The sequence below is a fragment of the Vibrio sp. 10N.247.310.17 genome (genome assembly GCF_041466605.1).
Classification (GTDB): domain Bacteria; phylum Pseudomonadota; class Gammaproteobacteria; order Enterobacterales; family Vibrionaceae; genus Vibrio; species Vibrio tasmaniensis_A.
This window is the reverse complement of record NZ_JBFSTC010000014.1, coordinates 34,095-54,977: the sequence shown is the minus strand read 5'-3', so window position 1 is coordinate 54,977 and position 20,883 is coordinate 34,095. Positions and strand designations below refer to the sequence as shown.

The 20,883-nt window shown below is 44.1% G+C and carries 18 protein-coding genes and 1 pseudogene; 6 read left to right on the top strand and 13 right to left on the bottom strand.

The features are described from left to right. The first annotated feature begins 20 nt into the window (after positions 1-20). A complete protein-coding gene (locus AB6D80_RS06670; RefSeq protein ID WP_371707646.1) occupies positions 21-1,364 on the top strand; it encodes an anti-phage deoxyguanosine triphosphatase in 1,344 nt (447 codons plus the stop codon). Between the two features lie 26 nt (positions 1,365-1,390). Here AB6D80_RS06670 and AB6D80_RS06665 read toward each other — a convergent pair whose 3' ends face one another. Then, on the bottom strand, positions 1,391-1,990 hold the full coding sequence (locus tag AB6D80_RS06665) for a tRNA-uridine aminocarboxypropyltransferase (protein WP_122046062.1): 600 nt from the start codon (positions 1,988-1,990) through the stop codon (positions 1,391-1,393). Between the two features lie 9 nt (positions 1,991-1,999). On the opposite strand from AB6D80_RS06665, the gene rrtA reads away from it, so the two are divergent. Further along, the gene (gene rrtA / locus AB6D80_RS06660) at positions 2,000-2,542 is read left to right on the top strand and encodes a rhombosortase (protein ID WP_122046061.1); all 543 of its coding nucleotides are present in this window, start codon (positions 2,000-2,002) and stop codon (positions 2,540-2,542) included. Here the strand turns inward: rrtA and AB6D80_RS06655 are convergent. From AB6D80_RS06655 to AB6D80_RS06620, 8 genes and pseudogenes are all read right to left on the bottom strand, one after another. After that, positions 2,539-2,838, bottom strand: coding sequence for a helix-hairpin-helix domain-containing protein (locus tag AB6D80_RS06655; protein ID WP_122046060.1), 300 nt, complete (start codon positions 2,836-2,838; stop codon positions 2,539-2,541). The two genes, rrtA and AB6D80_RS06655, sit on opposite strands and share 4 nt — an antisense overlap. 208 nt (positions 2,839-3,046) lie before the next feature. Continuing rightward, positions 3,047-4,912 carry a peptidylprolyl isomerase gene (gene ppiD, locus AB6D80_RS06650; RefSeq protein ID WP_371707648.1) on the bottom strand — a complete coding sequence of 622 codons (1,866 nt, stop codon included), beginning with the start codon at positions 4,910-4,912 and terminating at the stop codon, positions 3,047-3,049. Positions 4,913-5,132: 220 nt separating this feature from the next. Then, positions 5,133-5,426 carry an HU family DNA-binding protein gene (locus AB6D80_RS06645; protein ID WP_012604504.1) on the bottom strand — a complete coding sequence of 98 codons (294 nt, stop codon included), beginning with the start codon at positions 5,424-5,426 and terminating at the stop codon, positions 5,133-5,135. Positions 5,427-5,596: 170 nt separating this feature from the next. After that, positions 5,597-7,948 carry an endopeptidase La gene (gene lon, locus AB6D80_RS06640; protein WP_012604505.1) on the bottom strand — a complete coding sequence of 784 codons (2,352 nt, stop codon included), beginning with the start codon at positions 7,946-7,948 and terminating at the stop codon, positions 5,597-5,599. A gap of 132 nt (positions 7,949-8,080) precedes the next feature. Next, the gene (gene clpX, locus AB6D80_RS06635; protein WP_009847283.1) at positions 8,081-9,361 is read right to left on the bottom strand and encodes an ATP-dependent protease ATP-binding subunit ClpX; all 1,281 of its coding nucleotides are present in this window, start codon (positions 9,359-9,361) and stop codon (positions 8,081-8,083) included. Between the two features lie 81 nt (positions 9,362-9,442). Further along, positions 9,443-10,069: an ATP-dependent Clp endopeptidase proteolytic subunit ClpP gene (clpP, locus tag AB6D80_RS06630; RefSeq protein ID WP_004736080.1), complete on the bottom strand. Its 627-nt coding sequence runs from the start codon at positions 10,067-10,069 to the stop codon at positions 9,443-9,445. A gap of 105 nt (positions 10,070-10,174) precedes the next feature. Continuing rightward, complete coding sequence (gene tig / locus AB6D80_RS06625; protein WP_004736079.1) at positions 10,175-11,473, bottom strand: trigger factor; 1,299 nt, start codon at positions 11,471-11,473, stop codon at positions 10,175-10,177. Between the two features lie 294 nt (positions 11,474-11,767). Beyond that, a pseudogene (locus AB6D80_RS06620) lies at positions 11,768-11,950 on the bottom strand (hypothetical protein); the annotation flags it as partial. Between the two features lie 163 nt (positions 11,951-12,113). Here AB6D80_RS06620 and AB6D80_RS06615 point away from each other — a divergent pair. From AB6D80_RS06615 to AB6D80_RS06605, 3 genes are all read left to right on the top strand, one after another. After that, positions 12,114-13,922, top strand: a complete 1,809-nt coding sequence (locus AB6D80_RS06615; RefSeq protein WP_371707650.1) for an ATP-binding protein — start codon at positions 12,114-12,116, stop codon at positions 13,920-13,922. Positions 13,923-13,982: 60 nt separating this feature from the next. Then, on the top strand, positions 13,983-15,332 hold the full coding sequence (locus AB6D80_RS06610; RefSeq protein ID WP_017101580.1) for a sigma-54 dependent transcriptional regulator: 1,350 nt from the start codon (positions 13,983-13,985) through the stop codon (positions 15,330-15,332). A gap of 77 nt (positions 15,333-15,409) precedes the next feature. Then, entirely contained in the window at positions 15,410-15,583 is a 174-nt protein-coding gene (locus AB6D80_RS06605) for a hypothetical protein (RefSeq protein WP_017101579.1), read from the top strand. Between the two features lie 32 nt (positions 15,584-15,615). Here the strand turns inward: AB6D80_RS06605 and AB6D80_RS06600 are convergent, their stop codons facing one another. The 3 genes from AB6D80_RS06600 to AB6D80_RS06590 form a co-directional block, all read right to left on the bottom strand. After that, positions 15,616-16,977, bottom strand: coding sequence for a TRAP transporter large permease (locus AB6D80_RS06600; RefSeq protein WP_004736074.1), 1,362 nt, complete (start codon positions 16,975-16,977; stop codon positions 15,616-15,618). A 2-nt stretch (positions 16,978-16,979) separates the two neighbouring features. Continuing rightward, the gene (locus tag AB6D80_RS06595) at positions 16,980-17,735 is read right to left on the bottom strand and encodes a TRAP transporter small permease (RefSeq protein WP_009847290.1); all 756 of its coding nucleotides are present in this window, start codon (positions 17,733-17,735) and stop codon (positions 16,980-16,982) included. Between the two features lie 65 nt (positions 17,736-17,800). Continuing rightward, positions 17,801-18,796 carry a TRAP transporter substrate-binding protein gene (locus AB6D80_RS06590; protein ID WP_012604509.1) on the bottom strand — a complete coding sequence of 332 codons (996 nt, stop codon included), beginning with the start codon at positions 18,794-18,796 and terminating at the stop codon, positions 17,801-17,803. 346 nt (positions 18,797-19,142) lie between these two features. On the opposite strand from AB6D80_RS06590, the gene AB6D80_RS06585 reads away from it, so the two are divergent. Next, positions 19,143-19,550, top strand: a complete 408-nt coding sequence (locus AB6D80_RS06585) for a thioesterase family protein (protein WP_029225563.1) — start codon at positions 19,143-19,145, stop codon at positions 19,548-19,550. A gap of 20 nt (positions 19,551-19,570) precedes the next feature. Here AB6D80_RS06585 and AB6D80_RS06580 read toward each other — a convergent pair whose 3' ends face one another. Beyond that, positions 19,571-20,407, bottom strand: coding sequence for a 4'-phosphopantetheinyl transferase superfamily protein (locus tag AB6D80_RS06580; protein WP_371707651.1), 837 nt, complete (start codon positions 20,405-20,407; stop codon positions 19,571-19,573). Between the last annotated feature and the right edge of the window lie 476 nt (positions 20,408-20,883).

Genomic DNA, 20,883 nt, shown 5'->3' with positions numbered 1-20,883 from the left:
TCAATTTGATAGGTGCTATTTTGAATTCTCCACTCGAACCACCATTTGAACTCGAACAAGAATGGCAACATCGAAATGACGATGAACATAAAATAAGGCGTGATGACCACCGTAGCCCGTATCAACGCGATCGTGCGCGGGTGCTTCACTCTGCCGCTTTTCGCCGCCTCCAAGCAAAAACCCAAGTTCATGGCACCACGGTAAACGATTTCCACCGAACTCGCCTTACTCATTCGCTAGAAGCCGCTCAGCTAGGTACCGGTATCGTTGCCCAGCTGAAAAAAAAGCAGCCCGAGTTTCGAGATTTGTTGCCTTCAGACAGTTTGATTGATTCATTGTGTCTTGCTCACGACATTGGCCACCCACCTTATGGGCACGGTGGCGAAGTCGCGTTGAACTATATGATGCGCGATCATGGTGGCTTTGAGGGCAATGCTCAAACATTTCGCATTGTCACGCAGCTAGAACCTTACACTGAACATCACGGGATGAACCTATCTCGACGCACTTTGTTAGGTCTGATTAAGTACCCTTCTCTGCTGAGTGAGGTTCAAGCTAAATTACAGTCTGAGCCTGTTAAGCATCAACGACAGCTCCGAGCCAAAGATTGGATGCCAGCAAAAGGCATCTACGATCATGATGAAGAACTTTTTAACTGGGTACTGGAGCCGCTTTCAAGCAGCGACCAACAACTTCTAAAACAGAAAAGAAAAACACACACCGAACCTCTTGAACATAATAAGACAAAATATAAGTCACTTGATTGTTCGATTATGGAGCTTGCTGATGATATCGCGTATGGCGTCCACGATTTAGAAGATGCGATTGTGCTTGGCTCTGTCACCAAATCTCAATGGGTCGAGTCGGCTTACCCTCAACTTAAAGAGATGGCCGACCCTTGGGTTTGTGAACACCTAGATTCAATTACAGAGATGCTTTTCTCTGGTGAGCAGTATCGTCGAAAGGATGCGATTGGTGGGATAGTCAACGCACTGTTGACCAGTATTTCGATTGAACGAGTAGATGCTAGATTTGAGAATGTACTGCTTGCTTACAATGCGGTGCTTGAACCAAGCATGGACGCTACACTCGACAAACTAAAACACTTTGTCAGCGAGTTCGTGATTCAAGTGCCACAGGTTCAAGTGATCGAATACAAAGGCCAGCAGATTATCATGGATATGTTTGAAGCATTCAGCGCAGATCCTGAACGCTTGCTGCCACTACCTATCAAGAAGCAATGGCTACAACATCAAGATGAGTCTCGAAAAATGCGCGTGATTGCGGATTACATTTCATCAATGACCGATGATCTTGCACAGAAAATGCACCAGCAACTGTTCTCAGCTCATACCGAGTTTTAATTCCTGACTCGCTTTACTGAAACAGCTTAATCTAAGTAGTTTTTCTCAAACACGCCCGGCGGCATTTGATTGATTTGAAACTGAATCATTTGGTCAAATGCCGTTAGCAGAGAACTAAAGTCTCGATCATTTTCTAACAAGCTCAACAGATGATAACCCGCCTCTACTGTCGAAAGGCTGTTTTCACTTGGCGCTTTGCGAATTCGGTAATTACCCTTGAGATCTTTCGGCAAGTGAACCGTATTCAGCGCATGCAAGTTACTCGATACTTGCCACATCTTGAACGCCTTCTTCCAGGTGCCATCCAATAAAATCACACGCAGCTTCTTATCAGGACATGTCGCCGACTCAACTGAAACAGAGTTTTCGCTTGGGTATAAAATCACATGTTGGTACTGTTCATCGGCCAGCAACATGTTCAGTTGCTCGTTATTAGAAAAGTCTTCACCGACAAACGTCACACTGTTATTTAGAGATAACGAGAGGATACGCGCAGTTCCCATCGGGCGATGCTCTTCTGATGGGTGCTGAAGAATGATAAGCTCAACGTTCGATTCTAGTGGCGTAACCCACTGACATATACAAGCTTTCAAAGCCTTGCTGCATTGGCGGCAATAACGAGACATGGATTTAATGTGTACCCTGTTTTAATTTTCACTTCACTTTTATGCGTCTTATTCCAACTAGAGCCTGTGCAGGCTTGGGTAGTTTGGGATAAAAATGCGATCGCCGATGGGCAATGGTGGCGGATCCTAACAGGAAACTTTTCACATACCAACTACTCGCACCTTCTGATGAATCTAGCTGGCTTATGGATCATCAGCTATCTGTTTCAACCGAGTAAAAAACAGCTTGCTCTTGCTCTGCTTGTGATTAGTTTAGTGACTGGGGTCGCTTTGTTGTTTTCGAGTATTCAGATCTATGTTGGCCTATCTGGCTCTTTGCATGGGTTATTTGGCTTATTCGCGCTCAGTGAGGCTTTAAACGGTAGGAGATCAAGTTGGCTGTTAGTGTTGGGATTAATCGCTAAAATCACTTGGGAGCAGCTTGTTGGCCCTTCTAGCACGACTGGCGAACTGATTAATGCTCGTGTCGCGATTGAAGCCCACCTAGCAGGTGCACTGGCCGGAGGCTTCATATCTATCGCTTCATTTCTAACAAGTAGACAAACGGATTAAAGTTGAATTCTTTCGCGGTTCTTTTTAACCGTGGCTTCACCTATCCCTTTCACACTCACCAAATCATCAGCAGTCGTAAATGCCCCATTTTGATCCCTGTAATCGACGATCTCTTTGGCTTTCTTCTCACCCACACCAACCAATAGTGCTGATAGTTCTTCTGCTGTCGCGGTATTGATATTGACCGTAATCTCAATGCCATCGTAAAGCTCAGCTTTAGTCGGGCTATTAGAAAGCGCCGGGGAGCTCAGGGTCATAAGAAATGAGAGAAGTAATGTTGAATATATCGTGCGCATAAACCGTTCCTTTGAACAAAAAACGTAACTTATGCATTTGCCGCTGCACATAAAACAAACGCCAGATAAAAATAAAGCGGGTCACCGAAGTGACCCGCTTTGTTATACATCTAATTTTCATCAACTTGTTAGCTGGCTCGCAAACCGAGTTGCTGCACTACTTTCAAGTTGTATTACTCGGCAGAAGACTACCGAGTAAATTCAAAGCTTATTGAGCTTGACCAACGATGTAGTATTCAACGTCTGCATTTTTACGCAGTACGTTTAGTACATTAGTAAGGTCTTGTTGATTACCAACGCGCTCTAACTGTGCACCAAGTTGTGTGCTGTAAGCAGGGTTGATTTCAGCCGTTACTTTAGAAAGCTCAACAACAACGATGTTACCGTCTTGGTCTTTAGATTGTCCGAACACAGCTTGGCCGGCTTCTGGTTTCACTAGAGCGAATACAGATGCAGCTAATGGAGAATTACGGTCAATGGTTTCAAGTTCAGTAAACTCAAGGCTGTTATCCGCCAGTACCGCTTCATTACCTTGCTTGAGTTCGTTCACTAGAGAAACACCTAGCTCTACCGCTTGTTGCTCTGCTTTTACAGCAGACAATGCAGCTACAACTTGATCTTTCACTTCTGCTAAAGGAAGAACTGTTTCGTCGCGAGTCTCTTCTACACGTACAACAATAACGTGCTCAGGAGCCACTTCGATAACTTCAGAGTTCAAACCGTCTTCTTTCACTTCAGGGCTCAAGATAGCTTGCATTACTGCAGGCGTCATCAGAACTTCTGGAGCGTCAGCTTGAGAGATGAAATCAGTCGTCGTGATCTTCGCATTGATTGCTTCAGCAGAGTCGTCTAGAGAATCTGGGAATTCAAACGCTACTTTTTCAAGTTCAGTTTGTTGCTCGTAGAACTGATCAACTGCGTGTTGGTCTAGAAGCTCTGTCTTAATCTCTGCCGCTACTTCAGTGTAAGGCTGAGCTTGAGATGCTTTTACTTCGTCTAGCTTGATGATGTGGTAGCCAAAATCAGATTTAACTAGGCCAGTTGTATCGCCAATATTCACAAGAGCGAAAGCCGCGTCTTCGAATGCTGGGTCCATAACATCACGTTCAATCCAACCTAGGTCACCGCCAACGTCTGCACTACCGAAGTCGTCAGATTTCTCTTCTGCTAACGTAGCAAAATCAGCGCCTGCATTTAGTTCGTCGAGGATAGACTGAGCTTTCGCTTCGTCATCGCCTTGAACTAGGATGTGGCTAACTTTACGTTGCTCTTCAGTAGAGTACTTGTCTAGATGCTCTTGGTAGTATTTCTGTGCTTCCTCATCGCTAACTTCAAGTTGCGATTTAAGTGCTTCAGCAGAAAGTTCGATGTAAGACACCTTAGCCTGCTCTGGACGAGTGTAAGCCGCAGGGTTCTCTTGGTAGTACTGTTCGATTTGCTCGTCAGTTAACTCGATATTTTTCGCTAGGTCAGCAACAGATAGTGTCACTGTGCGAATGTCACGAGTTTGAGCAATAAGCTTGCTCTGAATATCAATTTCGCCTTGAAGAACAAATTCACTGCCTTGAAGTGCAGTAACAAACTGGTTACGCATTAGGTCACGACGCATGTATTCAGCAAAGCTTTCTGCGCTGAAACCTGCACGACGTAATGCCGATTGGTAAACTTCTTGGTCGAATTGACCAGCCGTTTGAAACTGAGGCATTTCTAGAATCATGGTACGGATTTGAGAATCACTGATTCGTAGGCCTAGAGACTCTGCTTGCTGCTCAAGTAGAACATCGTTGATCATGCGATCAAGTACTGACTTACGGAAAGACTCAACGTATGCAGGGTCTGCAAGCATTTGAGCGAAGTAATCGCCAAGTTGAGATTGCATGCGATTACGTTCGTTTTGGTAAGCTTGTTCGAACTCACCACGAGCAATTTCTGTGTTGCCAACTTTAGCTGCTGCGTTGTTACCGCCACCGGTGATGTAGCTGCCTACACCTGCGAATACGAATGACAGGATAATCAACCCAAGGATAATTTTTACCGCGATGCTATTCACGCCTTCGCGTAATCGATCCATCATAATTTAAGTGCTCTCCGGATATGAAGCATTGGCTTCAAAATAAAAATCTATTCACGCGATATTATCAGAAAAAGAAATGCGCATCAGTAGGATGCGCATAATTTAAATAAGTTCAATGTGCTTTGCACATATACTGTTTAAAAATGAAACATCATTGTTCAAACAGTAAACGCATATTACTGCCTTCCCCTCACAAAACTCGAGGTTTCAGCAACAAAAATTAGTTACATGCGTCTTTAAGTGCTTTACCCGCTTTGAAGCCAGGTACTTTAGCTTCTGCGATTTGGATCTCTTCACCAGTTTTTGGGTTACGACCTGTACGAGCAGCACGAGTACGAACACTGAAAGTACCAAAGCCAACAAGTGCAACTTGGTCGCCTGATTGTAGCGTTGTGCCAACTGCTTCGATGAAAGCGTCTAGAGCGCGACCAGCTGAAGCTTTAGAGATGTCTGCGTTTTCTGCGATTGATTCTACTAGTTGTGTTTTATTCACTGTTTTTCCCCTATGTGTCATCTGTGACTACTTCTCGATGACTGTACGTTCCATTTTGGTTTTAATTTAGCCGCAAGCCTTATTACAAAAGGGCTGCCACTTTAGTCGAATAACTTAGCGTCCAAAAAAAACGCTGACAAGCCTTTTCGGGTCTATCAGCGTAATTCTTTACTTATTTTTGCTATGCATCACTATTTTTTCACGTCGAACTCGACCCCTGACGGATCTCGTTCTAGTGCGACTTTCAGTACTTCATCAATCCATTGAACCGGAATCACCTTCAAGTCAGCGATTACGTTGTCTGGAATCTCTTCCAAATCACGTTCATTGTCTTTAGGAATCAAGACCGTTTTAATGCCACCGCGGTGCGCTGCAAGAAGCTTTTCTTTCAAGCCACCGATAGGTAAAACTTCACCACGAAGGGTAATTTCACCGGTCATACCAACCTCTGCTTTTACAGGGTTACCCGTTAAGCTAGAGACCAATGCAGTACACATTGCGATACCCGCACTCGGGCCATCTTTTGGCGTTGCACCTTCCGGTACGTGAACATGAATGTCACGTTTCTCGTAGAAATCGGTGTTAATACCCAAATTTTCAGCACGAGAGCGAACCACTGTCATTGCCGCTTGAATCGACTCTTTCATCACATCGCCTAGTGAACCGGTTTGCGTTAGCTTACCTTTACCTGGCATTGATTCAGTTTCGATGGTCAGTAGATCGCCACCTACTTGCGTCCATGCTAAGCCAGTTACTTGGCCGATACGGTTGCTTTCATCCGCTTTACCGAAGTCATGACGTTGCACACCTAAGTACTCTTTCAGGTTATCAATGTTAACCGTTACAGATTTAAGGTCGCTGTCTAACAAGATATTCTTCACTGCTTTACGACAGATCTTAGAGATTTCACGCTCTAGGCTACGCACACCCGCTTCACGCGTGTAGTAACGAATGATGCCGATGATTGCAGAGTCTTCAATCTCAATCTCATGAGGCTTAAGACCGTTGCGTTGAACTTGCTTGTCCAATAGGTGGCTCTTGGCAATGTTCAGCTTTTCATCTTCTGTGTAACCCGACAGGCGAATCACTTCCATACGGTCCAATAGTGGGCCCGGAATATCCATCGAGTTAGACGTTGCAACAAACATCACATCAGATAAATCGTAATCGACTTCTAGGTAGTGATCGTTAAATGCGTTGTTTTGCTCAGGGTCTAGTACTTCTAGAAGCGCAGAAGATGGGTCGCCACGCATATCAGAAGACATCTTATCGATTTCATCTAATAGGAACAGTGGGTTCTTAACACCAACTTTAGACATCTTCTGGATTAATTTACCCGGAAGTGAACCGATGTACGTACGACGGTGACCACGAATCTCAGCTTCATCACGAACGCCGCCTAGCGCCATACGTGTGTACTTACGACCCGTTGCCGCGGCAATCGAACGGCCTAGTGAAGTTTTACCAACACCAGGAGGACCAACAAGACAAAGGATTGGACCTTTTAGTTTGTTGATACGGTTTTGTACTGCCAAGTATTCGAGAATACGTTCTTTAACACGTTCTAAGCCGTAGTGATCTTCGTTTAAGATCTCTTCCGCTTTCGCTAAATTCTTTTTAACTTTTGAACGCTTAGCCCAAGGAACGCCTACCATCCAATCAATGTAACTACGTACTACTGTTGCTTCAGCAGACATTGGCGACATCATTTTCAGTTTTTGCAGTTCTTGCTCAGTTTTTTCACGAGCTTCTTGAGGCATCTTAGAATCTTCGATCTTCTTCTTCAGAGTCTCGAATTCATCAGGCGCGTCGTCCATCTCGCCCAGTTCTTTCTGAATCGCTTTCATTTGCTCATTCAGATAGTACTCACGCTGAGACTTTTCCATCTGTTTCTTAACGCGGCCACGGATGCGTTTTTCAACTTGCAGGATATCAATTTCTGACTCCATTTGGCCCATCAAGAATTCCAGGCGTTCCGTCACATCTGAAATTTCTAGAACGTGCTGCTTATCTACCAGTTTAAGTGGCATGTGCGCAGCAATCGTATCAGCAAGGCGAGCAGCCTCATCAATACCGTTCAGCGAGGTTAGAACCTCTGGTGGAATCTTTTTGTTCAGCTTAATAAAGCCTTCGAATTGATTGATCGCACTGCGAACAACCACTTCTTGTTCTTTTTCGTCAAGTTCTGAGGTTACAACGTATTCGGCATCCGCTAAGAAAAACTCACTCTCTTTGAACTGGTGAATTTTTGCACGCTGCTGACCTTCGACAAGTACTTTTACGGTACCATCTGGCAGCTTTAGCAACTGAAGAATAGTAGCGACTGTACCTACGTTAAATAGGTCGTCGATTGAAGGCTCATCAGTGTCCGCTTCTTTCTGCGCTACAAGTAGTACTTGTTTGTTAGCTTCCATTGCCGATTCAAGGCAAGTAATCGATTTTTCACGACCAACAAACAATGGAATAACCATGTGTGGGTAAACCACTACATCACGTAGAGGTAGCACGGGGATTTCGATACGCTCGGAACGTTCCAAGTTCATATATTTCTCTCTTCCGCTTTAACTTATAAAGCAGTATATGGGGCTTAAACGACTGGATTCAATGGAAGAATAAAAAAAAGGAGGTAATTGCTTACCTCCTTTTTCAATTTGAGTGTGTAGTCTTAAAAAGACCTACTCTGCAACAGCTGCTTGGTTATCTGAGTTACTGTAAATCAATAGTGGTTCTGACTCACCATTAATTACCGACTCATCAATCACAACCTTGCTTACATCAGTTGAAGATGGCAGTTCGTACATAGTTTCTAGTAGAACACCTTCCAAGATAGAGCGTAGACCACGAGCACCCGTTTTACGGTTCATTGCTTTCTTCGCAATTGCGCGTAGGGCGTCTTCACGGAATTCTAACTCTGTATCCTCAAGTTCAAATAATGCAGCGTACTGTTTTGTCAGTGCATTCTTTGGCTCACAAAGGATTTGGATTAGCGCTTCTTCATCAAGCTCTGTCAGTGTTGTTGTAACAGGTAGACGACCAATGAATTCTGGAATCAAACCATACTTCACTAGATCTTCAGGTTCTACTTGAGTGAACAGTTCACCGATAGTTTTGGTTTCGTCTTTTGAACGCACTTCTGCGCCAAAGCCGATACCTGAACCTGTTTCTACACGTTGCTCAATCACTTTATCTAGGCCGGCAAACGCACCACCACAGATAAATAGGATCTTAGACGTGTCCACTTGCAAGAACTCTTGCTGTGGATGCTTACGACCACCTTGAGGTGGAACTGAAGCCACTGTACCTTCAACAAGTTTTAATAGAGCTTGCTGTACACCTTCACCAGACACGTCACGCGTGATCGATGGGTTTTCAGCTTTACGAGAAATCTTATCGATTTCATCGATGTAAACAATGCCGCGTTCCGCTTTCGCTACGTCGTAATCACATTTCTGAAGCAACTTCTGGATGATGTTTTCAACATCTTCGCCCACATAACCCGCTTCGGTTAGTGTTGTTGCATCTGCCATTGTGAAAGGAACGTCTAGGAAACGAGCCAGTGTTTCAGCCAGTAGGGTTTTACCACTACCAGTAGGACCGATAAGAAGAATGTTACTCTTACCTAGCTCTACGCCTTCAGCCGTCGTATCACCATTACGTAAACGCTTGTAGTGGTTATATACTGCAACTGCTAGCACTTTTTTCGCGTATTCTTGACCGATTACATAGTCGTCAAGATGCTCACGAATCTCACGCGGCGTTGGCAGCGATTCCGATTCTTTCTTTGGAAGAACATCTTTAATTTCTTCACGAATAATGTCGTTACAAAGATCGACACATTCATCACAAATGTAAACAGAAGGACCTGCGATTAACTTGCGAACTTCGTGCTGGCTTTTGCCACAGAAAGAGCAGTAAAGCAATTTACCGCTACCACCCTCTTTGCTTTTATCTGTCATTCGCTAACCTCTTAGCCTTTACTCTCTATGTTTGAGTGTATATCAATTTGAATCACTTTGCGTTAAACAATTGCCCTGCAATTATTGACCGCGGTGATTAAGAACTGAATCCACCAAACCGTATTCTACAGCCTGATCAGCAGACATGAAATTGTCACGATCTGTATCACGCTCAACAACCTCTAGAGGCTGACCTGTGTGCTCTGCCAATAGTTTGTTTAGCTTTTGCTTGATCGTTAGGATCTCTTGCGCGTGAATTTGAATATCAGACGCTTGGCCTTGGAAGCCGCCAAGTGGCTGGTGAATCATTACACGTGAGTTTGGAAGCACGTGACGCTTACCCGGAGTACCACCCGCTAGTAAGAATGCACCCATAGAGCAAGCTTGACCCATACATACTGTGCTCACGTTTGGCTTGATGAACTGCATTGTGTCATAGATAGACATGCCCGCTGTTACGCTACCGCCAGGTGAGTTGATGTAAAGATAGATATCTTTGTCTGGGTTTTCTGATTCCAAGAAAAGCAGTTGAGCCACGACAAGATTTGCCATGTGGTCTTCCACTTGACCTGTTAAGAAAATGATACGTTCTTTTAATAGACGAGAATAAATATCGTAAGAACGTTCACCACGGGAAGTCTGTTCAACCACCATAGGAACTAGTGCGTCCATAATCGATGGCATTGTATTTTTTTCTTGGTAGCTCATATTCTTATGTCCCTAAAATAAATGGCCCGAATGATTAAATCATACGGACCATTGTTAGCAGAATTGTTGACCGTACGTCAACCTTCTACGTCAGATATTACTATATTAAGCAGGTTGCTGATTCATTAGCTCGTTGAAGCTAACTTCTTTATCAGAAACTTGAGCTTTAGCGATGATTGCATCAATAGCTTGCTCTTCTAGAGCAACATTGCGCATGTTGTTCATCATTTGCTCGTTTTGCTCGTAGTAAGCAATAACTTCTGTTGGATCTTCGTATGCTGTAGCCATCTCTTCGATGATAGCTTTAACTTTCTCGTCATCAGCTTTTAGCTCTTCAGTCTTGATTACTTCACCAAGAAGAAGACCTACAACTACGCGACGTTTAGCTTGCTCTTCGAACAGCTCACGTGGAAGTTGGTCAGCAGCTTCAGTGTTACCACCGAAACGTTGAGCAGCTTGTTGACGTAGAACACCGATCTCTTGATCGATTAGAGCAGAAGGTACGTCGATGTTGTTTTCGTTAACTAGACCGTCGATTGCTTGCTCTTTGATGCGGTTCTTAACTGCTTGCTTAAGCTCACGCTCCATGTTCTTACGAACTTCAGCTTTAAGGCCTTCAACGCCTTCAGCTGCGCCGAACTTAGAAACGAATTCTTCGTTTAGTTCTGGAAGCTCACGAGCTTCAACTTTGTTCAGCTTGATAGAGAACTTAGCAGCTTTACCTTTTAGGTTTTCAGCGTGGTAATCTTCTGGGAAGTTTACTTCGATTTCGAATTCCATACCTGCTGTTTTACCAACGATACCGTCTTCAAAACCAGGGATCATGCGACCAGCACCCATCTCTAGTGGGAAGTTCTCAGCTTTGCCGCCTTCGAACTCTTCACCGTCGATAGAACCAACGAAGTCGATAGTTGCACGAGAACCAGCGTCAGCAGCAGCTTCAACTTCAGTCCAAGTTGCTTGTTGCTTACGTAGAGTTTCGATCATCTCTTCAACGTCAGCTTCTTTAACTTCTACTGCTGGTTTCTCAACAGTGATGTTTTCTAGACCTTTCAGTTCAACTTCTGGGTAAACTTCAAAAGTTGCGTTGAATACTAGGTCAGCGCCTTCGTTGTTTTCAACTGGTGCGAAAGTAGGTGCGCCAGCTGGGTTGATTTTCTCTTTAACGATCGCTTCGATGAAGTGACGTTGCATTACTTCGCCCATCACGTCTTGACGTACTGCTTTGCCGTACATTTTAGCAACCATCTTCATTGGCACTTTGCCTTTACGGAAGCCATCGAAACGACGGTTTTTCGCGATGTTGCGTAGTTCAGCTGTAACTGCATCTTCGATGTTAGCAGCAGGAACAGTAATATTAAGACGGCGCTCTAGGCCTTCTAGCGTTTCAACAGTAACTTGCATTATATAAACCTCAAAACTGGCTCAGTAATCTGAGCATATGAGCCGTAACTTAGCTTTAATTCAAAAGCCGACGTTGTTGGCTGCATCCTTGTGTAGTGCTCTATCCGAACACCTAATTTAAAATCGAGCATTGATGTCTGAATTGATTATTCAACCAAACACCAGACTAATCAGCGATATCTTCGTTCTTCACGCGTCGATTAAAACGCAATAAAGCTTGTTTTCGAAAACAAGAAAGGTATCTCCGATTAGCCTCAGGACAGAAATTTTAGACGCGACATTCTAGCGATCTGTTTAATCTCTGTCGAGCCGTTCACCTCTGCATGATGATGAATGCTCTAAATTCGTCCAACTAAATGATACAAAAACGATCAAATCATCACTTAGCACAACAGAAATGGGGACAATAGCGACTTTTTCAAGGGAATCGAGGGCTTTTTTTGCTAAAAACCTTAAAAAGAGATCTTGCTCTTGTTTTACCCCTCAGAGTCGATAACTTTTTCAACAATCCCCGTTACAAACCCTTAACCTACATCCATCTGGCGACTGTCTACTTTCAGCAAACACTACCGCTATTTGCTACCATAAACGAGAGAAGACAGGCTTGATTATTTACCAAAGAAATGAGCGGAGAGCCTTCATGTTTCAAGCTTTGAGAATCCAAATCCTATTAATGGCCACATACAGTTTACTAATGGTGTTCGGCGGTCATTGGGTGTGGAACACAAGCCATGAAAGTTTGTTAAATGATCATCAATCTAAGCTAGACCGATTTTCGGTTCATATTTCAAGCCAACTCGACAAGTTCGCGCACATTCCCGAGCTGCTTTCAAAAGACAAAGAGTTGGTCGATGCTCTTCACTCTCCAAGTAACTCTGCGCAAATCGAACTCACCAATCGCTACCTAGAACACGTAAACTCGGTGATTCAAGCATCGGACACCTATCTGTTAGATAGCATTGGCACCACCATAGCAGCCAGTAACTGGAATCTACCGCGTTCTTTTATTCGGCGAAATTTCGCTTTCCGTCCCTACTTTCAAGAAGCGATTCTTGGCAATGAAAATCAATATTTTGCGCTAGGTTCAACCTCTGGGAAACGAGGCTATTATTATTCTTACCCCGTCGCCTATGCCGCCGAGATTATTGGCGTCATTGTCGTAAAGATGGATTTATCGCTGATTGAAGCAAGTTGGAAAGGCAAACAGAGTTTTTTTGTTGCTGACGATAAAGACCAGATCGTATTTATGTCGAGTAATCCTGAGTGGCTGTTCAAAAGCCTTCAACCATTAAGCGAAGAACAACACACTCGAATTCAAGAAAGCAGGCAGTATCTCGATACAAAAATAGAAAGCCTGCACTTCTCCGGTGACTTAGAGAGTGCTACTAGCAATATTGAGTCTCCCCACAAGCTCGTCCAAGAGCAGTTCTTTAACTCCTCACGCTTCCTAGCCGAGCCAAAACTCACCATACGAGTATTTTCTCCGACCCACTTAGTTTGGTGGGACTTGGTTGCTTACCTTGTGGTTTTGAGCCTTATTTTTGCGATTATTTATCTAACGATGCAACTCAATCACCATCGACAACAAAGACGAGCTCAGATAGACAGACTGCAATCCGAAGCCAAGCAAAAGCTAGAATTTCAAGTGCTTGAACGAACATCAGAGTTGCATGTCGAGATTAAGCACCGAATCGAAACTGAACATGTACTGAGGCAGACACAAGACGAACTCATCCAAGCCGCCAAACTGGCAGTGTTGGGGCAAATGTCAGCAAGCATCAGCCATGAACTGAATAACCCGCTTGCTGCGATTCGCAGTTATGCCGACAACGGCCGACTGTTTCTTGCCAAAGAAAAAACCGATCGTGTCGATGACAACCTATCGCGAATCTCGGCGCTCACTGACCGTATGGCTAAGATAAGCCACCAGCTTCGTTCCTTTGCAAAGAAATCCACTGCGGAAGAGCTGCACACGTTACAGATACTGCCAGTATTGCACTCGTCAAAAGAACTGATGAAACCACAACTCAAGAGTGAACGAGTTAAGGTCAACGAACTCCCTGAAACCTTTGATGCTTGTGTGCTCGCCAACGCCATTCAACTGGAGCAAGTGATCATTAACCTGCTGACTAACGCGATTCAGGCGATGGAACAACAAAACGACAAACAATTAGCTATTCTGTTAGAGATTAGGAAGCCCGACCATCAACAAGCCAAGACCTTGCTGATTCATGTCGATGACAATGGCCCAGGCTTCACCTCCCCTTCTAACGGAAATTTTTTTGAACCCTTCCATACCACCAAGAAAAATGGACTTGGACTTGGGCTATCGATTTCTCAACAAATAATCAGCGGAATAAATGGCAAGCTAGTTACCGATCACAGCCCACAAGGTGGTGCTCGATTTAGTATCGAGTTACCCATACTTCCAACAAAAGAATCAGATTAGTCGCTAAGCAAACCAGTACACCTTCACCAACAATAAAAATAAAAGATTAAAGGAATAACTATGTGTCACGTCTATTTCATTGATGATGAATCCGATCTGAGAATGGCTATTGAACAGAGCTTTGAGCTCGCCGATATTGATGCCGAATTCTTTCCCGATGCGGAGTCTGCTCTGCTCGCAATTCAAGAGAACGGCTTACCTCACGTAATCATCACTGATATCTGTCTACCGGGCCTTTCCGGGCATGACCTACTCAACACCGTGATGCACAAAGACAAAGAAATCCCCGTGATTATGATTACTGGTCACGGCGATATTTCGATGGCGGTACAAGCGATCCAAGATGGCGCCTATGACTTCATCGAAAAGCCGTTCGCCAATGAACGTTTAATCGAAACCACCAAACGAGCAATAGAAAAACGTCAACTCACACTCGAGAATCTTGAATTGAAGCGCTCTTTAAAGGCCAGTAAAGCGCTTGGGCCGAGAATCATTGGTGACACGCAATCAATGACCGACCTGCGTTCTATCATCACTCATGTGGCAGATACTAACGCTGACATTTTACTCTTTGGTGAAACTGGCACAGGCAAAGAGTTGGTCGCACGCTCTCTACATGAACAAAGCAGCCGGCGAGAACAAAACTTCGTCGCCGTCAATTGCGGTGCGGTACCTGAAAACCTGATAGAGAGTGAACTGTATGGTCATGAGAAAGGTGCGTTCACTGGCGCAGAAAGCAAGCGAGTGGGTAAATTTGAATTTGCTCAAGGCGGAACTCTATTCTTAGATGAAATTGAGTCCATGCCGATGCAGGCACAAATTCGCCTGTTGCGCGTCTTACAAGAGCGCGTTATTGAAAGGGTTGGCTCAAACGGTTTAGTGCCTCTCGATATTCGAGTAATCGCCGCAACCAAAGTCGACCTAAAAAAGGCGGCTGAAGAAGGCGTTTTCCGCCAAGACCTCTACTACCGACTCAATGTCGTCACCTTGGATTTACCGCCGTTAAGAAGCCGTCAAGAAGATATCCCTGCACTTTTCCATCACTTCTTACTGGTCGCTGCTGCACGTTATGGCAAGACAGCACCAGCACTTCCACAAAAGGAGTTGCACGCGCTTTTAGCCCATGATTGGCCGGGAAATGTACGAGAATTGCGTAATACAGCTGAGCGGTTTGTACTTTTAGGTAAGCTTTCTCACTTATCAGACAACACCAATCAAGTCACTCAAGAACTGTCTTTGGCAGAACTGGTGTCTGACTTTGAGAAAAACACGTTAAAACAAGCGCTTATTGAGTGTAATGGCAGCATAAAAGAGACTATGGATAGACTGCAACTTCCACGAAAAACCCTCTACGATAAAATGCAAAAACACCAACTAGTTAAAGAGTCATACCGACAGAGCGAAAACTAAATTAAATTTGGGAGCAAGATCACCTATACTTATTTCACAACAGGATGTTATGCAACCAAGGTGGTAAGGAGGTCATTATGGGTGAGAAAACAAAAGTTCCCTCGATCACCGATACGTTTGAAATTGACGGTATTTTTTACACTGACAATCATGTCAACTTAGACACACCAGAGTTAGAGGCAAAAAGAGCGCTGTATGAGCCGATTGATTCTGGCTCTCGATATGGAAAAATCATTGATGAGGAGGTTTAGCCCTCCCCATCACTTCGCTATGATTTCACTCTCTATTTCGTGATGATCTCCGGCCCCATCAAGGTAGTCGGTAACCATGTTGATACCCAAGGTACGTAGGTTACGATAATCAGGAATAAGAACATCACGCCAACCCATGGAAGTGCGGCTTTTACTACGTTCATCATCGACATCTTCGCGACCCCTGCGGTCACAAACAAGTTGAGCCCCACAGGCGGTGTGATCATCCCTATCTCCATGTTCACAACCATCATGATACCTAGGTGAATAGGGTCGATGCCCAGTGCAATTGCAATTGGGAATACCAACGGAGCAACGATGATCAGCAAACCTGATGGCTCCATGAACTGCCCACCAATCAAGAGTAGAACGTTCACCACAATCAAGAAGGTGATTGGACCTAAACCTGCAGACAACATAGATTCCGTGATCATCTGAGGAATACGTTCTTCTGTCAGTACATGCTTAAGAATCAGAGCATTGGCAATGATAAACAACAACATGATGGTCAGCTTACCCGCATCATAGAGCGTGTCTTTGGTGTCTTTATGGAAAAACGTTTGGAACACTTTCACCAAAGCAGGCTTTGTATTTTTCTTGTCCGCAAACGGCCCCATATCTTTATAGATAAAGTTGGCAATGAAGAACGCATAAACCGCTGCAACAGCCGCCGCTTCTGTCGGAGTAAAGATACCACCGTAGATACCACCTAAAATGATAACAATCAGCAACAAGCCCCAGCTCGCATCCTTCGCGGCCGCGAACATCTCACCCCAGCCCACAAATGGCTGTGCAGGAATTTTCTTAATACGTGCTGCAATGTAGATAGCTATCATCAACATCACACCCGCCAACAGGCCAGGAATCACACCGCCTAAGAACATACGACCGACAGATACATCCGTCGCCGCAGCGTAAACCACCATAACGATAGATGGTGGAATCAAGATACCCAATGTACCCGCGTTACAGATAACCCCTGCCGCGAACTCTTTTGTGTAGCCGTTTTTGATCATACCTGCGATAACAATACTACCGATTGCCACTACCGTAGCCGGTGAGGAACCTGACAGTGCAGCGAACATCATACACGCCACAACCGATGCCATTGCTAAACCCCCGCGGAACCAACCTACCATTGCGATAGCAAAACGGATAATACGTTTCGCCACACCACCGGTAGACATAAAACTTGAGGCCAAGATAAAGAAAGGAATGGCTAAGAGTGTGTAGTGGCCTGCAAATGCATTAAACAGCGTTTGTGCAACGGATGCCAAAGAAGCATCTGAATGCATCAATAAGAATATGACGCTTGATAAACCGAGGGAAATCGCAATTGGTACACCGACCAACATGAAAGCAATTACCATTAAAAATAGAAATAACATTGCCATGATTAATCTTCCTTACCGTTAGATTTTGTACCCGACTCGTTCGCCTTGTTTTGCTTAGTCGAATCCAATACCGCTGTCGCGTCTTCATCAGAACCCGCTAACACATCAGCTTTCAATGCATCCAGCTCTTCTTCGGCTTCATGCCCCGCAATCATGCGGTCAAGCTTGCCTGTGACTACTTGGTAAGCAACTTGGGCAAAACGGAACGTCAGCATTGCCATACCAATAGGCAGTGCCATGTAAGGAATAAAACGTGGCAGTTTCTCGTATCGCTCGCCTTCATTCATCCAGTCGGCAAGGAACTGAAGCATCTCTGGCATTGGAATATCATCGGTCTCGTACCAAGCGCGCTCAGTCGCGAACGGGTACCAGTAATTCCAAGAACCTATAAGAAGTAAGATTGAGAATGCTAGGCAGCTTGTGACGGCGATTAACGCATACACTTTGCGTAGCTTTTCTGGGGCAAGGTTGATGATCACATCAACACCAATGTGGAAGTGTTTTTTAACGCCATAAGATGCGCCCACTAACACCATCCAAGCGAACATGAACACCGTCAGTTCTAGTGCCCATAAGATATTGCCATTGAATGCGTATCGAAATACCACATTGGCAAAAGTAAGTAGCGTCATTGCGCCAAGAAAAAATGCGATTAATGACTCTTCAATCACATCCGTAACTCTTCCGACTTTGGAAAAAAAAGAGGTTTCCAGTGCTGATTCGCTAGAATTTGGCTGTTCCATTTGAGGATTATCCATAATTGACTCCGCTTATAGTTATTTTAATGAGGAGTGGCGAAATTCACGCCACTCCCTTAGCGGTGTTATTGGTTTGAAGCTAACGCTGCATCGATAAGATCTGAACCGATGTCTTTTTCAAACTTCTTCCATACTGGTTGAAGCGCAGTTACCCATGCTTCACGCTGTTCAGGCGTAAGCGTACGAACCTCACCACCCGCTTCGATGATGTTGTTTTTGTTCGCTAGGTTAACTTTTGAAGATTCTGCGTTACGAGTCTCAGACACTTCTTGAACGATTGTGCCAAGTTGCGTACGTACATCTTCAGGTAGGTCTTTCCAAAAGTCGTTCGACGTTACTACCAGGTAATCAAGAATACCGTGGTTAGTTTCTGTCACGCCGTCTTGTACTTCAAAGAACTTCTTACCGTAGATGTTTGACCATGTGTTCTCTTGGCCATCGATAACCTTAGTTTGTAGGCCACCGTATACTTCTTTGAAAGACATCTTCTGTGGGTTAGCACCCAGTTGTTCAAACTGAGCAACCAATACGTCTGATGCTTGAACACGGAATTTCAAACCTTCCGCGTCTTCAGGATTGATAAGAGGTTTGTTTGCTGACATCTGTTTCATGCCATTGTGCCAAAACGCTAGGCCTTGAAGGCCACGACGCTTCATCGCGTTCTTCAGCTTTTCGCCAGACTCTGAGTTTTGGAAACGGTCAACAGCTTCTACGTCTTCAAATAGGAAAGGAAGGTCAAAAATGCGGTATTTCTTAGTGAACTTCTCAAATTTAGACAGCGAAGGAGCCGCCATTTGAACATCACCATTTAACAGGGCTTCCAGTACTTTATTATCATCGTAGAGTGTTGAATTAGGGAAAACTTGCATACAAGCTTTGCCATTCATTTCCGTGTTTACTCGCTCTTCCAGTAAAGAAGCGGCAATGCCTTTCGGGTGCTTATCGGTATTGGTTACATGACTGAATTTAATCACGATTTCACCTGGGTCACAGTTTGCAGCAGCATTAAAACTTGTGAGCGCCAGAGCAGATACAGACAGCAGGGTAAGAGGCTTAAACATTATTATTCTCCTTAGTAAACAAAGCAGCCCTTCAATGGGAACTGCGTGCTTTCACTAAGGCAATTAACGCGCCATATTGACACAAATCATTAACAACCCTTTAACCACAAGGCTTCATGATATCTGCCTGCAGCAGTCACTAACTCGCTGCAAAAATCAATGGGTGGAAAGTGACACATAGAATATTTGTAAATGGGTGGAAGCTGACCAATGTATTAGTGATGAATGAGGTCTGACCAAAAGCCCCATTCACGATGATGCCTTGAAGTAATTTCTACCTATCCTGTAGAGTGCTGCACAACTTAGTCAGATTTACTACAACGCTACTTAATAAGAGTTGATATCAATGAGCCAGATCTACCATCACCCAGTACAAATTTACTATGAAGATACCGATCACTCTGGTGTGGTTTATCACCCTAATTTTCTAAAGTACTTTGAGCGTGCACGCGAACATGTGTTGGGTAGCGATAAACTGGCAACATTGTGGAATGAACATGGATTAGGTTTTGCGGTTTATAAAGCCAACATGACTTTTCAAGATGGGGTTGAGTTCGCTGAGATCTGCGACATCCGAACCTCTTTTGAACTCGATGGCAAATACAAAACGCTATGGCGACAAGAAGTGTGGCGTAAAGATGCCACTAAGCCTGCCGTGATTGGTGATATTGAAATGGTCTGTCTTGATAAAGACAAGCAACTGCAGCCCGTGCCTGCTGAAGTATTAAAAGCGATGCTTGGAGAGTCGAGCTAACTTCACCTCACCAAGCTAGCTTAAAAGAGGTGAGACGACGAAAAGGTTCTCATCTCTATCTGCATCATCTGCATCGGTAACAAATTACCACCAAGAGTCACGGCGAAACGATACTGGTCATCTAATCGACCCAAGCAACATTGCCAATCTGTAGAACTCTCGGTTTTCTCAGTAACATCCAACCCAACTCCACTGTATATGCTGATTTCACCATGCAATCTAATTTCATCCTGCAAGTTTGGTTGAAAATCCGAAGCGTGAAGTGGCAATGTTTGCTCCGTCAGATTGGAGAAATCGAACGAAAAGCTTCGCAACGATGTGGCTAGCCCCTTGCCCGTCGCTTTGATATACGACTCCTTCAGCGCCCACAGATCGAAAAAGCGCTCTCTTTGTTCTTCTTTGCTGAGCTCAAGTAAATCCGTCAATTCCGTATCTGAAAAATAGTGCTTCATGATCGAGTCGATATTGGTCGAGCTTCTGGCATGTTCGATATCGACGCCTAATTGAAGTAACTTCCCTTCTCTCTGGCAAACTGCGATTAACAAATTTTCTTTGCTATGACTGATATTGAAATTCAGGCCGGTTTCTATTTGTTGTTTCTCAATTAATCTTGGCTTCCCTTTCTCACCATATTCAAAGCGCCACGCTTCAGGCATCAAATTAGAATAGCTAGACAGCACCTTTCTTAGGTAGTTTCTAACATACAGGGCCTGAATTTGAGATGAAGGCATTCGATAGCGCTCAACTTTGGCTATCTCGTCGGCCGTCAGTCTCTTTTTGAGCTGAGATACATTGTCTGGCTGGTCATTCAAGTTACTCAGAGAACATAGCCACAAATCAACAACGGGAGTTTTCATTTAACTCGAACTCACTTCTATAAATCACTCTTCAAAACACGATTGGAACAACCCAATCGAACAAATTTAACTCACCTATGAATTAAGTGGAACCTAGAGAATACGGGAGGGGAACCCCCTTCATATGAGGACTTAAAACTAATTTTTCAAATAATAACAAATTAAAACACAGATCACACTTAGCCTTACACAAGAGGCAATCTATTAAATGTTACTTACAAAAATATGACATAGATCTCACCAAGTCAAAACATAGAGTAAAAACACTAAAAAACAACCCATACCCATTAATTATCAATAAGTTAATTAAATTAAAAATACAAAAATCAAAACCATGCCAAATTCATCTGGTCTGAACAGATCATAGTGGCCTCTGGGAGCATTGTATCGACCACTCACCTCGGGTAGCCTGCTCAACCATTAAACAAATTCACACGTTTTCTTTGCGGATACCGACTTGTCGTTTAGTCAGACTT

Coding starts and splice junctions, on each gene's coding strand:
- AB6D80_RS06665 (WP_122046062.1), bottom strand. CDS start 1,990: ATGTCTCGTTATTGCCGCCAATGCAGCAAGGCTTTGAAAGCTTGTATA.
- AB6D80_RS06655 (WP_122046060.1), bottom strand. CDS start 2,838: ATGCGCACGATATATTCAACATTACTTCTCTCATTTCTTATGACCCTG.
- ppiD (WP_371707648.1), bottom strand. CDS start 4,912: ATGATGGATCGATTACGCGAAGGCGTGAATAGCATCGCGGTAAAAATT.
- AB6D80_RS06645 (WP_012604504.1), bottom strand. CDS start 5,426: ATGACACATAGGGGAAAAACAGTGAATAAAACACAACTAGTAGAATCA.
- lon (WP_012604505.1), bottom strand. CDS start 7,948: ATGAACTTGGAACGTTCCGAGCGTATCGAAATCCCCGTGCTACCTCTA.
- clpX (WP_009847283.1), bottom strand. CDS start 9,361: ATGACAGATAAAAGCAAAGAGGGTGGTAGCGGTAAATTGCTTTACTGC.
- clpP (WP_004736080.1), bottom strand. CDS start 10,069: ATGAGCTACCAAGAAAAAAATACAATGCCATCGATTATGGACGCACTA.
- tig (WP_004736079.1), bottom strand. CDS start 11,473: ATGCAAGTTACTGTTGAAACGCTAGAAGGCCTAGAGCGCCGTCTTAAT.
- AB6D80_RS06615 (WP_371707650.1), top strand. CDS start 12,114: ATGTTTCAAGCTTTGAGAATCCAAATCCTATTAATGGCCACATACAGT.
- AB6D80_RS06610 (WP_017101580.1), top strand. CDS start 13,983: ATGTGTCACGTCTATTTCATTGATGATGAATCCGATCTGAGAATGGCT.
- AB6D80_RS06605 (WP_017101579.1), top strand. CDS start 15,410: ATGGGTGAGAAAACAAAAGTTCCCTCGATCACCGATACGTTTGAAATT.
- AB6D80_RS06600 (WP_004736074.1), bottom strand. CDS start 16,977: ATGGCAATGTTATTTCTATTTTTAATGGTAATTGCTTTCATGTTGGTC.
- AB6D80_RS06595 (WP_009847290.1), bottom strand. CDS start 17,735: ATGGATAATCCTCAAATGGAACAGCCAAATTCTAGCGAATCAGCACTG.
- AB6D80_RS06590 (WP_012604509.1), bottom strand. CDS start 18,796: ATGTTTAAGCCTCTTACCCTGCTGTCTGTATCTGCTCTGGCGCTCACA.
- AB6D80_RS06585 (WP_029225563.1), top strand. CDS start 19,143: ATGAGCCAGATCTACCATCACCCAGTACAAATTTACTATGAAGATACC.
- AB6D80_RS06580 (WP_371707651.1), bottom strand. CDS start 20,407: ATGAAAACTCCCGTTGTTGATTTGTGGCTATGTTCTCTGAGTAACTTG.